Genomic DNA, 14,054 nt, shown 5'->3' with positions numbered 1-14,054 from the left:
GGCCCAGCCGGGCATAAAGAATTGCGATGCAATTCTAAGCGAATCCGAATTCCTCGCGCTTCGCGCTTCGGGGCTTTAGTGCGCGGAATTCTTGACGAATTCTCGTCCCTTTATGTCGTGAATCCGAATTCTTCGCGCTTCGCGCTCAGACGCCTTTATAGGTCGAATGGGAGCGGTTCGCTTGCCTGCCTTTTGAGCGATTCCAGGCGGCATTTGTAACAAGGGTCAGGCCAATTTGCGTAATCCTCTTCGAATTCTCCTCCGCATTCCGGGCACTTCCCGCAGTGCGGATCTCCGCACATTTCTCCGCAGTTATCGCAAAGCTTTTCGTCTGCCATTCTAACCCCTTTCAGGAGGCTTTATCGAATGGTTTAGCAAGGTATCAGAAGGGCCCCCAGACATGCAAATAGGCCCCCTCCGGAGAGGGGGCCTACCGTGTTTGTGCAGGTCAGACGGCGTCGTTCTGCTCGGTCTCTTCCTGGCTTTCCTCGACCTTCTTGTATCCGCGCTGCTCGTAGTAGGCGGTGAGCTGGGCCAGGGTCCACCTTTCCTTTCCGTCTTCACCGATGATTCCGGCCGGGAATCCGTTGTCTGCACCCTTGTCCCGGCGGGACTTGTGCTGGCTGATCGTGTTGGCCTTGATGGCGTAGCCGCGGGTGGTCAGCTCGTGGGCGATCTCGGCGATCGTGAGGAGCACGGGGGCCGCCAGGGGGTCCTGCCGGGCCTCGGGGGCCTGGGCGCCGCCCTGCCCGGGGATGAGCCGGAGCGGTGTCACGCTGCCTGTCACGCCGGGTGTCACGCTCTGGGGGTGCGTGACACCGCGACCTGCGGTTTCGTCGCTCAGACCCCCCTCAGAGGCCCCGTTCGGGCCCTCGGGGGCAGTGTCACGTGACAGGCCCCGCAGGAGCGCCGGCGCGACCTCCGGGGAGGGCGCGGGCGGGGCCGTGTAGAGGGCTTCGGTGCTGTAGCCGTGCTCCTCGCGCAGCTCCTCGTAGTAGGCCGCCAGGAGCTTGTACGCCTTCTTCTGGTTCTCGTCCTTGGTGAGGGTGTCGTCCCACGGAACGTAGGGCGTCTGAATTCGGGTGACGTCTCCGGTGTCCGTCACGAGAACCATTCGGCCCGCCTTCTTCTGGATGGGCGGCATGGGGAAAGAGGCCCCCATAATCCGCTTCCACTGCTGTTCCCGGTAGCTGCCCAGAATCTTGAACGGGAAGAGGGGAACGAGCGAGACGCCGCCGAATTGCGTGTCCTTGAAGTCCTGGAATACCGCGATGATGTGGACGTTCACCTCACGGCCGAGACGGAGAATAGGGGCGACTCCATCGCGCCAGATCGGGTCACCGGCCGGGGCGCCGCTTTCCTTGGTGGCGGTGTATTCCTCCTTCAGAATGTCAGCAAGGTGGTTCGCCTCCTCCATGAACACGTAGAGCGGAGGGAAGTAGGTGCGGATTCCGCGCTTCTTCTCGTAGTTCCGTGCATCCACGACTTCCGCGACCCACAGAAGAAGTGCGCGCATGTCCTGGGGTGCCCGAGGGTTGTCGTAGATGTGGACGCCGGAGATTCCCAGGAGCGGAATCAGGCTGACGGACTTCGGGTCGATTCCGACGATGATGCCGCGCTTCATCAGCATCTGAATGGCGAGGAACTGCAGGAACGCGGACTTACCGCCACCCGATCCGACCGACAGGGCCCAGTGGGCCTGTTCGTCGCTCAGCTTCTGGATGATGGGCTGGTTGAAGGTGTCCTGTCCGAGATAGAAGTCGTCCGGGCCGAGGGAGGCCAGGATCTCCTGGACCTTGGGGTCCCAGATATCCACGGCGGCCGGGGGCTCGGGCGTGGGGGCCGGCGGCTTGGGCGGCGGCTTGTGGGTGTAGACGGCGGTGAAGTGCTCGCCGGTGAAGGAGTACCGGCCGACCCACTCCCCCGGCAGGCGGGAGTTGAGGAGGTCGGTCACCTGGGTCCGCTCGACGTCGCTGCCCCGGAAGGTCCAGGGCAGGCGCAGGGCGATCCGGGCGTCCGGGGCCGCGAGCGACTCGGGCAGGCGGAGCCAGTTCTCGCGGGGTTCCTCCTCGGGCAGGCCGAGGTCTTCGCGGAGGATCACCCAGATGCGGGGACCGTAGACGGCATCGTCGCCGGGCGGCTTGGGCTGGAAGCGGTGCGCGGCGGCGGCGACGGCTCCGAGGGCCAGGACCAGGAGGACGACGGTCATCGTGCGCCAGGCCGGGACCAGGAGGCCGAGGAGGGCGGCCGTCATGGCGAGGCGGGCCAGGCCGCGGGCGGCGTACGGCCAGCAGTGCCACATGCGGGCCACGCGGGCGAGGGTGGCGACGATGGGGGCCAGGAAGCCGTAGACGGCCCGCAGAAGGGCCCAGACGGCCTTCAGGAAGCGCCAGACCCGGCCCGCCACGCGGACGGCCCACAGGGCGGTACGGACGGCCCTGTCCAGGGCGCGGGCGCCCCGGCCGCTGTAGGTCTCGATCCAGGCCGCCGTGGCGGCTGCCCAGGGGCGCGGCTGGCGACGCGGGGCCTTGACCAGGCTCACCTTCGGCGGGGCCATGGCGATGGAGGCCATGGCGACGGCCTCGACCTGGGGGGCGCCGGCGGCCGTGGGCCTGCCCGGCCGCAGGAACGTGGCGTCCGAGCGGGGCTCGCCCCGGAGCTCCCGGCCGCCGTAGAACCGCAGGACGGCCCAGACGGCCAGGACCAGGGCCCGGACGGTGCCGTACAGCTTCTTGAAGATGCCGACGAACGCCTGGTCGGCCTTCTTCCAGTCGGTCTTGGTGCCGCCGCTGGTCTTGCGGCCGTCCGCGAGCATCGCCAGGACGATCGCGGCACCGATGACCGTGAGGTTCCCGCCGGGGACGTGGCCGGCGGTCCAGTTCCACGCCTGGCCGAACAGCTCGGTGACCCGGCCGCCCTGTTCCTGGGTGGCCGGGTCCGGAGGTGCCTTGGTGCCAGCCGCGAGGGCGGCCGTCATGCTGTGCATCGAGGTTCCCCTTGTGGTTCGGGGGACCCGGCCCGCCCGGCAGGTGGTCTCTGGCAGGAGTGGGCCTGCCGGGCGGGAGCGAATCCCCTATGGGATGGATCTTGGCTGGTGGGACTGACACCGGGGCCCATCCGGATAGGGCCCCTCATCTGCTAGAGGTGTCGATTTCGGTCGGCGTGTGACAGTCCGGCCCGGACTTTCTCGCCCGGACCGGACAGGGGCCGGATCAGCCGTTCGGCGTCGTCGTCCAGGTCCAGGGCTCGCCCTCGGCCGCCGCGCGGGCGGCCGAGTCGCCCAGGAGGCGGGCGACCTTGGCGGCCTTGGCCTTGGTGAACCGGTGGCTGGCCACGGTGTGCAGGTGGGCCGCGAGGACGTCGGCCTCCTCGGCCGGGATGGTGGTCTCGGCCTCGGTGCCGGCCGACTCCAGGAGGCGGGCCAGGGGCTCGCGGACGTCGTAGGGGAGGCAGCCGCGGGCGTACCCGGCCAGGTCCCGGACGGCCTTGGCGGTGTGGGTGTCCTGGCCGAAGAAGTCGGCGCCGTGGCTGGTCTGCACGAACGTCATGGCTGGTCTCCCGTCAGAGGTACAGGCCGTGGGCCTGGTCGTCGGCCTGGTCGTTCTTGGCCTCGCGGACGTAGCGCTTGACCGTGGCCGCGAACGTCGGGTCCTCCTTGCGGTCGAACCGCTCTCCGAGGGAGCGGACGATCGTCTCCGCGTCCGTCACCCCGTCCGCGACGGCCTTGCGGACGGCGGACGCGATGGAGATGCGGCGGGGCTTCTGCTCGGGCACCCGGTCGTCGTCGTCAGCCGAGGCGGCGGGGGGCTCGGGCGTGGTCTCCGGGGCGGGGCGGACGTCCGGGCGGATGGCGTGCACGTTGTCCGGCTCGCTGACCTGGGCGAATTCGTCGTCCGCCGGATATCCGTCGTCATCCTTGCGGATGACCGGAGCCTGGAACAGCGGGTTTCCGGGGTTCGTGACGTCACGGCGTCGCAGCGTCGCGGCGTCACCTTCCGGGGCGGACGTGAGGGCGGATGCCGTGGACGATCCGGCGGAGACGGCGGCCGGGGCGGCGGGGGCCTCCACGGCCGGGGCGGTGCTGCCGATCCACTCGGCCACCTCGGTGCGGGTCTGCTCGGCGGCCAGGAGCTCCAGGGCGGCGCGGTTCTCCGCACGGGCGACCTGGCGGCGGACACCCGCGATGGCGAGCTGGGCGTTCGAGCGGCTGATCTCCGCCTTGACCCACTGCTGGTCCGCCTCGCTCAGGTCACGGTTGATGAACCGCATGATCCCCATCCACAGGACCTTGGCGAACAGGGAGACGGCCGCGCCGACGACGCCGAGAGCGACGGACCCGGCCAGGAGGCCGTGCCAGAAGATCGCGCCCATGGTGCAGATCAGCAGGCCCCAGCCGAGCTTCTTGGAGAACGCCCGCTTCTCCGCGTCGTACCGGGCCAGGTACTCCAGGAGGACGTTGACGATCCAGGCCGCGTCGAACACGGCGGCGGCGGCGTAGCCCATGCCGCCCTCCAGGAGGGCGCCGATGGAGTAGGTGGACCAGACGACGGCCACGGTCGTCAGCAGCATGACGACGGCGACGGCGGCCTTGATGGCGCGCTGGTCCCAGTCGGCCGGCAGGACGGGCACGCGGACGTCGTACGGCTCGGTGACGTCGTGGGTGATCCCGTCGCGGGTGTGCTGGACGGTGCGGGAACGCTTCTCGGTCTTGAACCTCATGGTGAGCTGTCCTTTCGGGCCCCTGGTGACGCCGTGGCGCTGTGACGTCGTGGCGTCACCAGGGAGAGAGTCAGTGGGAGTCTTCGGGGGCGGGGACGTAGGTCCAGCGGGCCCAGTCGGCCACGGCGTCGGCGGCCTGCCAGCACGCGTCCCGCACGGCGCGGCGTCCGCCGTTGGGCAGGCGCAGGACCGGCAGGGTGCAGGCGAGCCTGACGGCCAGGAGGCCGAGGAGGGCGACCGCGGCCATGCCCAGCGGGGAGGCGCCGGCGGCGCGGGTCCCGAGGGCCAGGCCGACCCCGACGAGCGCGGCCAGGAGCTGCGGCGCGCGGGAGACGGCGTAGAACGCGGGGAGGGCGACCAGGGTCCGCACTAGAACCACCGCCGCCACTTGCCGGGCACGATCATGTCGGCGGGGCAGCCCTTGAGCATGTGGTCCACGCAGGCCGGGCAGTCCTCGCGCGGGCCGAGGTGCTTGTGCTGCTCGCGGCTGTCGTACGCGTGGAGCCAGCACTGGCGGCACTCGCCCGGCGGGGGGTTCAGGGCCTTCTCGCTCGCCATCGTCACCACCACCCCGACGACTTCTTGGCGACCTTGTCGGCGGCGGCCTGGGCGATGACCTCGGCCTTGGCCTTCTCGGCGGCGGCGATCTCGGCCACGTACGCGGACTCGGCGTTCTTCCAGATCCGCTCGATGCCGCGCTCGGCCATCGGGGAGGACTTCAGGCGGGTCGCCTTGGCGAACGCGACGCCGACGTACCCGGCCACCTTGGCCTGGTCCCCGGCGGGCAGGGCCCACAGCTCGCGGTTGCGGACGCCCTGGAGCTTGCGGCCGGTGGTCTCGATGATCCGGTCGAACTGGCGGGTGTTGGGCTTGGCCATGGTCAGCCCCTCTTCGGGTAGCGGTGGCCGGCGGGCGGCTCGGCGGACTTGTTGGCGTACAGGGCGTGCGCGACGACCTCCTCGAACTCCCGGCGGGCGGGGTCGGTCGGCACGTCCGGGGGGTTGAGGCTGGCGCCGAGGGCGGCCATCAGGCCGTGCGTGCGCTCGTAGTCCTCGTGGCGGGTCTCGCGGCGGATGCTCACGACCGCTCACCGCCCTGGGGGGTCCGGGTCGCCTCCTGGGCGGCACGCGCGGCGGCGGCCTCGGCGGCGGCACGCGCGGCTTCCTGGGCGCGGGCGAGGGCGTCGGCGGCGGCGGGGTCCTGGATCACCACGGCGATCACCCGGCCAGCGCGTACGCGCGGAGGCGACGGGCGCCCGCGTGCTTGCGCTTCCAGACGGCGGTCTCCGAGCGGCCGAGGCGGCGGGCGATCCGGCGGTCGGACAGGCCCTGGGCCTTCAGGCGCCACACGGCGGCCTGGCACTCGGTCAGCCCCTCGTAGACCAGGGCGTCCGTGTCGGCCGGCGGGGCGGTCGGGAGGGCGCGGGACGCCATGGCGTCCGTCCAGTCCTCGGGTCGCTCGTTCGCGCGGCGGGGGCGGTAGTAGTCGATCGCGGCGCGGACGGCGATCGAGCGGAGCCAGCCGTAGGCGTGCGCGTCGTCGGCCTTCAGCTGACCGAGGGCGAGCGCGGCGCGGAGCCAGGTCTCCGAGGTGACGTCCTCGGCGGCGGCGGCGTCCCGGGTGCGGGTCGCGGCGAAGCCGAGGAGGCGGGTGTTGTAGAGGCGGAACAGCCTGTCCAGGCGGTCCGCAGAAGCCGCCGTGAGCGGCTGCACGTCGATACGATCCATGGAGGATCGCTCCCTTCTGGCGCTACAGAACGGGGTCGGTCCAGGCCCTGTGTTCCGGAGGTGAGATGCCGGACCAGGGCCGTTTTCGTGCACAGGACGGTACTGCTCCCGCCGTGGCGAGCTGTACCGGTACTGATATTGCTCCCCGACTGGCGTTGTGTCAAACAGTACCGGTACTGTTTTCCGTGAGAGGATCACTCCTGTACTGAGGAAGGGAGGGCACATGCCCCGGTATGAGCAGGTCGCAGACGATCTGCGGGCGCGCATCCACGCGGGGGAGTACGCGGTCGGCTCGAAGCTGCCGACCTACGCGGAACTCACCGAGACCTACGGCGTCGGGCGCGGCGTCATCAGCTCCGCGCTCGGAGTCCTGGAGCGCGAGGGCTTGATCCGTGTCGTCAAGAAGGCCGGCATCCGGGTGCTGAACTGGCGGGTCCAGCGGCGCCGGATCGGGCGCGGCCAGATGGTCATGCGCGACCCCGCCCGCGGCTACGTCTTCCCGGCCGCCTCGCACGCCGGGGAGCCCTGGATCGTGCACGGCCGAGCGGTCCGCTCCTACGAGCCCGCGCCCAAGCGGGTGGCGTCGTTCCTCGGGGTGGAGCCCGGTATCGCCGTACTACGGCGACGTCGCGTGACCTCTCCCGCCGACGAGCCCCAGTTCCAGATCGTTGACACCTGGCTCAGCCCCGAGGCCGTCCGCGACGCGCCCAGGGTGGCCGAGGCCGACACGGGGCCCGGCGGCTACATCGACCGCCTGGAGGAGGCCGGGCACGGCCCGATCGAGTGGACCGAGCACGCCCGCGCGAGGACTCCCACCGACGAAGAGGCCGCACTGCTGGACATCAGCCCAGAGTCGACAGTCTTGGAGCTCTACCTGGTCGGGAAGTCGCCGGCGCTTGGGCGAGCGGTCGACGTCACCGTGCGCGTCATCCCCGCCGATCGGGTGGAGCTGGTGACCGAGCTGCGGCGCGATGAGTCGGCCCAGTGGCCCGTGGCCCCCGTCGTTCCACCCGAGCAGCACTGAATGAGTGGTGTCCCTACCGCGCGTAGGGGTGTCCGCAACCGGGCGTAAGCTCCCCGGAACAACCCAAGATCACAGGCCGGTCAGCACGAAACCCGCCCTCGGACCCTCTCTGGTGTCGTAACCAGGTGAGGGGTCGTAATCCGAGAAGCGGGTTCGCGTTGGCCTTGGATGTAGCCCACCTGCGAGTGTAAGGCAGGCAGGGGGAGATTTCTCCTCCCCCTGGTCTGTTGATCACTCCGTTGGGTGGGTGCGCGAGAGGAACACGTGACCCCCCAGAAGCCGCAGACCCAGGAGTCTGCCGACGTCCCCCCGCAGACGCGGGGGGGAACCGTCTCGAACCTGGAGCGGGAGGGAACCCCGGTCGGCGCCCGGCCGATCGCTGGCCTGAAGGCCGGATGGTACTTCCGCCCCGTAGACCGCATGATCCTGCACCGCGCGAAGCAGGACGCCCCCGCTCTGGCGATCGGCACCGTGCCCGTGATCCTGGGCCGGATCACCTACCGCATGTCGGACCGGCGGCACACGAAGATCGCGTACCAGATCCAGACCGAAGAGGGTCCCCGGATCGTCTCGGCCGAAGAGGTGCTGGACGGCACCTGGGCCGACAAGGCCGGACGGGACCGGCCCGTCACCGCCGACGAGCGGCACGCGTACGCCCGCGTCATGTCCGAGGAGGTCCGGGCGGCTGAGGAGGTCCCGGCCCTGCCCGTGAAGGACTCCAACGGCGGCCTGGAGCTCCCCGACGTGGACGCCCAGGAGCTCGGCTACCTCCGGGTGTGCGACCCCGACCAGGAGGCCGCCCGCAAGGGCTGGTGCCGCATCATGAACCTGGCCACCCACTCCCCCAGGACGACGCTGGTCATGTCCGCGATGTTCGCGGGCCCGCTGGTGTCCAGCCTGCACGGCGTCCCGGCGCACATCCTGAACCTCACCGGGTCCGGGCAGATCGGTAAGTCCACCACGCAGCGGATCATGTGCGCGCTGATGGGCGACCCCAGCGACGCCTACGAGCTGTTCGGCTCGATGAACAACACGGGCCTGTTCCTGCCCGAGGTGCTGATCGAGGCCCGCTACCTGCCGATGTGCCGCGAAGAGACGTCCAGCGCGGCCCTGTCCCTGCCCGAGCTGGAGAAGCTGTTCAGCCGGATCGTGGCGGGTGGCAAGCGCGGCCGGCTCGGCCAGGGCGGGAACCGCAAGCAGGGCGCCGGCACCTGGCACAGCATCTTCGTGACGTCCTCGAACGAGTCCCTGTTGCGGCAGGGCCAGGTCGAGTCCCTGGCCTCCCGCCTCCTTCAGTTGGAGGGCCCGTTCTTCACCGAGGCCGCCGCGACGGCCGAGGCGTGGGACCTGGCCGCGCGGTTCCACGGCTGGCCGCTGGTGTGGGCCCGGGAGGCCGGGTTCTTCACGGCCGAGCGGATGGCGACCTGGCGGGAGCTGCACACCGAGATCGTGGGTCGCCTGGCGACCGAGGAGGCTCGGCAGAAGGGCGGCATCCCGCTGACCCTGGCCCGGATCCTCGGCGCTTGGTGCGTCGGGGCGTACATGCTGGCCGAGCTCCTGGGCCTGCCCGAGCTCGGCGCGATGGCCGAGGAGGACGCCCGCGGGGAGCTCCCGCGTCTCCTCGGTGAGGTCGTCGAGAACCACCTGAGCCCGGGACAGATCCTGTGGGAGAAGGTGGCCGGCGCCATCGCCCAGGAGCCCGCCGCGTGGGTGCACAGCACGCAGCTCGCCCCCGAGGCGTGGGGGGCCATGGAGTTCAAGCCCCGGCGGGTGCTCGGCTACTACCACCAGGGCCAGGTGCACGTGTACGTGGCGACGCTGACCGAGATCGTGAAGGCGGCCGGGATCGACTCGCCCGTGCCGGGCCTGAAGGAGCTGGAGCGGCGCGGCGTCTTGAAGAAGACCGAGGCGGCCAAGCTGGCGTCCAAGCACCCCACGAAGGAGCTGCGGGCGGCCGTGCCCGGCCGGGCGTACATCTTCGACCCGCAGAAGGCCCAGGACGCCTTCGCGGACCGCGAGGCCCCGCCCCAGGTCACCCCGGACACGGCTCCGGTGCCGGGCGACGACTCGGCCACGGCGGCGGCCGAGAAGCGGGCGGCCGAGGCGTTCCGCAACCCTGTCGCCGCAGTACAGAACCCGAGTGCCGACGCCATGGCGTCGCGGCGTCGTGACGTCACTACGACCATTCAGGCGCCGCCCCGGCCGACGGCTCCGCCCCGGATCGTCTTCCCCGAGGCGGCCGAGCACGTGACCGACCGGTCCTTTGCCTCCCTGGAGGCCAGGGCGACCGGCCGCACGCTGTCCGCGACCCGGTTCGGCGTCCTGGGCAACGGGGTGCTGCACCTGCCCAACCGCGAGCCCGTGACCGTGCCCGTGCCCCGCTCGGTGGACGACGTGCCCGCCCTGGCGGCGGCGTACGGGCTGAAGACGCTCTGGATCCATGCCGAGGCGATGGAGGCCATGGGCCTGCCGTCGTTCGAGGAGCGGCGGGAGCTGGGCATGGCCCAGACCCGGGCGGCCGAGGGCAAGAGCGAGGAGGAGACCGTGAAGCCGCCGGGGGCGATGAACCCCGTGGCGCACCCGTGGGTGATCCCGTCCGCCGGGTCCCCCGTGGCCGAGGTCTTCCCGGCCGGACTCACGGCCTGGATGACGCTGGTCCTGGCCGACGAGACCGCGCGGGACCGGCGGGTCATCGTCGCGGTGCCCGCCTATGAGCACCGGTTCGACAAGGCCAAGCAGCCCGGCCGGGGAGGCTGGGGCGGGGCCGAGACCCCGGAAGTCCTCCTGGACGCGCTGATGGTCTACCTGCTGTCCACGCTGCACGGCACCCAGGACCGGCCCAAGGTCGTGCCCTACTACCAGGGGCCGAACCAGACGGGCGAGGACTTCGCCGGCGGGAAGGGCCGCACCGAGGTTCTGTGCCGGGCCGTCCGCGACGGCGCGGTGCCCCCGGCCGCCCTCGGTCTGCGGGTCATGCCGCTGATGGTGCCGCAGCAGTGGCACCGGGAGCCAACCGAGGCCGAGCGGGCGGCCGGGTGGCTGCACCGGTTCGACAAGACGGCGGCCTGGCTCGCCGCGTACGGACCGACCAAGCTCGGCATCGGTGAGCCGACCCACGGCGGGGAGGGCACCGCCTTCAACAAGGGCATGGCCGGGTACTGGCGGCTGGCCGACGTTCCCGGCACCGGACTGCCGGGCCTGCCCGACTTCCAGTTCCGCGAGGTCGAGGAGGGCGGCTACTGGCTGCCGACCCCGAGCGTGGAGCTCCTGATGGAGGTCTACCCGGAGTGGACGCCGAAGGTGCTGGAGTCCTGGCACTGGGAGACCTCCCGCGCGGCCCTGTCCAGCATGTACAAGCTGATGGCCGCCAGCCGGAACCGGATCGTGTCCGCGATGGACGCCGGGCGGCCGGGCGCCAAGTGGGCCAAGCAGGTGCACGGGCGGATCTACCAGTCCTTCCGCGGCTACCTCAGCCGCAAGGAGCACAAGACCGACCACGCGACCGGCGGTGACTGGGAGAAGGACGTGTACTTCCGGCCCGACTGGGCGCACATGCTGATCGCGCACGCGACGGCGAACCTCTACCGGAACCTGGCCAAGTTCGCCCAGGAGGACGGGCGCCTCCCGCTGAGCGTCTACGTGGACGCCGCGACGTACGCGAGCGACGCCGCCGACCCGATGGCCGCCAAGCCCGCGTCCATGCGGATCGGCAACGAGGGCGGCTCCTGGAGCATCGAGGGGCAGGCCCCCATGGCCGAGCTCCTTCAGCTCCTGGACGACCCGCAGCACAAGACCGGCGCCCACGGCGCGCTGGACCGGTACCTGTCCGAGCGGGGGGAGTGACCCATGGCGAAGTGGTGGAAGTTCGGACTGGGCAAGGGCAAGGACCGTGAGGAGGGTCCGCGCCCGGAGCCGACCCCGGCGCCGGCGCCTCGGCCCGAGCCGACCCCGGCCCCGGCCGAGGAGGCCCCGAAGAAGCGGGGCGGTCTGCTCGGGCGGCTGTTCGGCCGGAAGAAGAAGGAGGCCCCGGCGCCCGAGGCTCCCTCGGCCCCGGCGGCTCCGCCCTCGGCTCCGGCGGCTCCCCCGGCCCCGGCCGAGGAGGCGCCCGAAGAGGTCCCGGGCGAGGAGGGCGAGGGCGGCCCGGCCGGGCCGGGGAAGCGTCCCGAGCGGGTCTACCCGTCGTTCCTTCACGTGGAGGCGGACGGGGACTGGGTGATCTCGGACACCGAGTGGTCGGGCACCATGTCCGGCACCCTGCACGGCTCCGACGTGAAGACGTTCATCGACGCCATGGAGCAGGAGGGCGGGCCGGACTACGACACCGCCATCCCGCTGATCGCGGACGCGTACGGCATCCCCGGCGGCCTGATCAACGTGGGCGCGTCCACGATCCACAGCGTGAACTACTGACCTGTCCTGCGTGCCCTCGGCGGCCCTGCACCGGTTCTCTCCGGTGCGGGGCCGCTGTCGCGTGCCCCTGTCGCGCGGGGGTGTCGCGTAGGCCCCTGTCGCGTGCTGTGACCTGGGCGGACGGCCCTGAACCCCTGGGTCTGTTCCCGGCGCGACAGGGGGGCGCACAGGGCGTTTCATGGCGTCATGGTGCTGCGGCGTCATGGCGTCACCAACGGGCGGCCCAGGAGGCTCTACGCTGCCCTGCGACGACCACTGAAGGAGGCGACCGATGGCACGACGCGTGGCGATCGGCAACAACAAGGGCGGGGCCAAGAAGTCCACGACCGCCGTACGGCTGGCCGAGGCCCTGGCCAAGCGCGGCCGGCGCGTCGGCGTCCTGGACCTGGACCCGCAAGGGAACGCGTCCCGGCGGCTGGGCTGGAAGGACAACCCCGAGGCCCCGGCCCTCACGACGTCCGAGGCCATCGAGGCGAACGCCGAAGGGGTCGCGGCCCAGGTCTGGCAGCCGATCGGCTGGCAGGCCGAGTACGCGGACCGGATCAGCCTCATGCCCGCCCGCTTCACCCTGGAGGACCGGGCGACCGAGGCCGGGCAGCGCGGAGCCTGGCGGCGGCTGGCCAAGGCCCTGCGGGGGGCCGATGACCACCTGGACTACGTGCTGATCGACTGCCCGCCCTCGCTCGGGCACCTGACCCAGATGGGCCTGGCCGCCGCGCACTGCGCCGTGGCCAGCACCGAGCCCGAGTACGACTCTGTGGAAGCCGCGGTGCGCTACCGGGACTTCGTGGCCGCCTCTGGTGAAGACCTCGGCAACCCGGACCTGCGGTTCCTCGGGATCATCGTGTCCGGCTACGACATGCGCGTCGGCGCCCACGTCGGCCAGCTCGGCGGCGTGCGCGAGATCTTTGGGGACCAGGTGTGGGGCGTGGTCCCCCGCCGGGCCCTGATCGCCAACGCCGACGAGTACGCCGAACCGCTGTCCCAGGTGGCCGACTCGCACGAGGTGCGGGCCGTTTTCGAGCTCCTGGCCGAGCGGTTCGAGAAGGAGGTGCCGGCCGCGTGAACCCGCCGAAGGAGCGCAACATCCCTGCGGGCACGTCCCCGCTCGCGGGGCCGACCCTGAAGCCCAAGGTCGGGCCGCTGAAGGTCGGCGGCCGGATGGCCGGTGAGGACCCGGCCGAGCCCGAGGACCAGGGCCAGGTCCAAGAGGAAGGACAGGGGGGAGCGCCTTCGGCGCCCGTTCCTTCCAGGCCGGGAAGGTCTCGGGGTGGCCGGCGCCCGGCCCCGGCCGTGAAGGACGCCGTGGCGCATACCGTGCGGCTGGACCCGGAGGAGGCCACGGAGGTGGACCTGTTCGTCCTCACGCTGCGGGACGACGCCCGGCGAACCCGGCTGGACAAGGCCGAGGTCTACCGGGAGCTCCTACGGCTGGCCCGTGAGGACGACACCGTTCGGCGGAAGTTGCTCAAGCGGATCACGGCCCGCTGACCTCAAATTCCCTCCCCAATTCCCCCGCCGGGGCCCCGGCGGGGGAATTCCTTTTTCCTCCCCACTCCTCACGCATGGTGACGGATAGTCGTACCGGTTCGGGGGGCACGGTGCCCCCGAGGCCCCCCCGGAGAGCCCGTGCCCTCGCCGTGCCCCCCGGATCTGCCCCCATGCCCCCCGAACTCGGGGGCACGGCCCCGCCGGGGGGCACGGCAAAACGCCGCTTGACCTGGAGTTATACCCCCCGTGCCCCCCGTGCCCCCCGTGCCCCCCGATTTTGGGCCTCCTTCTGGGATTTGGTGCCGTTCGTCGTACCGACGCCCCCACCCTGTGACCCTCCGTGACCGTCTCCCGGGGGCGGAAAACCTCGAATTTCGCTCCGGAATTCACCCGACCGACCCCCGGAAAGGGGGCACAATTCCTTCGGAATTGTAATTCCGGTGAATTCAAATTCCGCCGAATTTCCCGCTCGGGTTTCCGATCGGAAGCGATAGAAAGCCGCTTCGCGGCTTTCGCATTCCCCGTTCCGGGGAATTTCCGCGATTTCCGCTGCGCTCCAATCACGGAATGCAATTCGCTCCGCGAATTGGGGGCCAATTCTGCTTCGCAGAATTCCCGGCCCTATTGGCGCTCCGCGCCAAATAGAGCCCGGGCAGGGCGAGCAGGACCACCACGAGCAACCC

The 14,054-nt window shown here is 71.0% G+C and carries 14 protein-coding genes; 5 read left to right on the top strand and 9 right to left on the bottom strand.

Annotated elements, in window-relative coordinates:
• Nucleotides 1–448: 448 nt before the first annotated feature.
• The 9 genes from ACFY7E_RS32515 to ACFY7E_RS32475 form a co-directional block, all read right to left on the bottom strand.
• Complete coding sequence (locus ACFY7E_RS32515) at nt 449–2,986, bottom strand: hypothetical protein (RefSeq protein WP_389491367.1); 2,538 nt, start codon at nt 2,984–2,986, stop codon at nt 449–451.
• Between the two features lie 226 nt (nt 2,987–3,212).
• Nucleotides 3,213–3,548, bottom strand: a complete 336-nt coding sequence (locus ACFY7E_RS32510; protein ID WP_389491365.1) for a hypothetical protein — start codon at nt 3,546–3,548, stop codon at nt 3,213–3,215.
• Nucleotides 3,549–3,561: 13 nt separating this feature from the next.
• Nucleotides 3,562–4,719 carry a hypothetical protein gene (locus tag ACFY7E_RS32505; protein WP_389491363.1) on the bottom strand — a complete coding sequence of 386 codons (1,158 nt, stop codon included), beginning with the start codon at nt 4,717–4,719 and terminating at the stop codon, nt 3,562–3,564.
• 70 nt (nt 4,720–4,789) lie between these two features.
• On the bottom strand, nt 4,790–5,098 hold the full coding sequence (locus tag ACFY7E_RS32500) for a hypothetical protein (RefSeq protein WP_389491361.1): 309 nt from the start codon (nt 5,096–5,098) through the stop codon (nt 4,790–4,792).
• Nucleotides 5,089–5,277 (bottom strand): pRL2-8, encoded by a 189-nt coding sequence (locus ACFY7E_RS32495; protein ID WP_389491359.1) that lies wholly within the window; start codon nt 5,275–5,277, stop codon nt 5,089–5,091. The genes ACFY7E_RS32500 and ACFY7E_RS32495 overlap by 10 nt, the downstream gene beginning before the upstream one ends.
• A gap of 2 nt (nt 5,278–5,279) precedes the next feature.
• Nucleotides 5,280–5,597: a hypothetical protein gene (locus ACFY7E_RS32490; RefSeq protein WP_389491357.1), complete on the bottom strand. Its 318-nt coding sequence runs from the start codon at nt 5,595–5,597 to the stop codon at nt 5,280–5,282.
• A gap of 2 nt (nt 5,598–5,599) precedes the next feature.
• Nucleotides 5,600–5,800, bottom strand: coding sequence for a hypothetical protein (locus tag ACFY7E_RS32485; RefSeq protein ID WP_389491355.1), 201 nt, complete (start codon nt 5,798–5,800; stop codon nt 5,600–5,602).
• Entirely contained in the window at nt 5,797–5,940 is a 144-nt protein-coding gene (locus ACFY7E_RS32480; protein ID WP_389491353.1) for a hypothetical protein, read from the bottom strand. Before ACFY7E_RS32480 ends, ACFY7E_RS32485 begins: the two co-directional genes overlap by 4 nt.
• The gene (locus ACFY7E_RS32475; protein WP_389491350.1) at nt 5,937–6,446 is read right to left on the bottom strand and encodes an RNA polymerase sigma factor; all 510 of its coding nucleotides are present in this window, start codon (nt 6,444–6,446) and stop codon (nt 5,937–5,939) included. Before ACFY7E_RS32475 ends, ACFY7E_RS32480 begins: the two co-directional genes overlap by 4 nt.
• 223 nt (nt 6,447–6,669) lie before the next feature.
• On the opposite strand from ACFY7E_RS32475, the gene ACFY7E_RS32470 reads away from it, so the two are divergent.
• The 5 genes from ACFY7E_RS32470 (at nt 6,670) to ACFY7E_RS32450 (ending at nt 13,371) form a co-directional block, all read left to right on the top strand.
• Entirely contained in the window at nt 6,670–7,470 is an 801-nt protein-coding gene (locus ACFY7E_RS32470; RefSeq protein ID WP_389491346.1) for a GntR family transcriptional regulator, read from the top strand.
• A gap of 420 nt (nt 7,471–7,890) precedes the next feature.
• Nucleotides 7,891–11,313 carry a DUF927 domain-containing protein gene (locus ACFY7E_RS32465; protein ID WP_389491344.1) on the top strand — a complete coding sequence of 1,141 codons (3,423 nt, stop codon included), beginning with the start codon at nt 7,891–7,893 and terminating at the stop codon, nt 11,311–11,313.
• 3 nt (nt 11,314–11,316) lie between these two features.
• Nucleotides 11,317–11,880, top strand: coding sequence for a hypothetical protein (locus ACFY7E_RS32460; protein WP_389491341.1), 564 nt, complete (start codon nt 11,317–11,319; stop codon nt 11,878–11,880).
• 271 nt (nt 11,881–12,151) lie between these two features.
• Nucleotides 12,152–12,946, top strand: coding sequence for a ParA family protein (locus ACFY7E_RS32455; protein ID WP_389491339.1), 795 nt, complete (start codon nt 12,152–12,154; stop codon nt 12,944–12,946).
• On the top strand, nt 12,943–13,371 hold the full coding sequence (locus ACFY7E_RS32450) for a hypothetical protein (RefSeq protein WP_389491337.1): 429 nt from the start codon (nt 12,943–12,945) through the stop codon (nt 13,369–13,371). Before ACFY7E_RS32455 ends, ACFY7E_RS32450 begins: the two co-directional genes overlap by 4 nt.
• Nucleotides 13,372–14,054: the final 683 nt, after the last annotated feature.

Source organism: Streptomyces sp. NPDC012825 (genome assembly GCF_042900925.1).
Taxonomy (GTDB): domain Bacteria; phylum Actinomycetota; class Actinomycetes; order Streptomycetales; family Streptomycetaceae; genus Streptomyces.
Note: the sequence above shows the minus strand (reverse complement) of the source record. Positions and strands in the feature narration are given on the sequence as shown.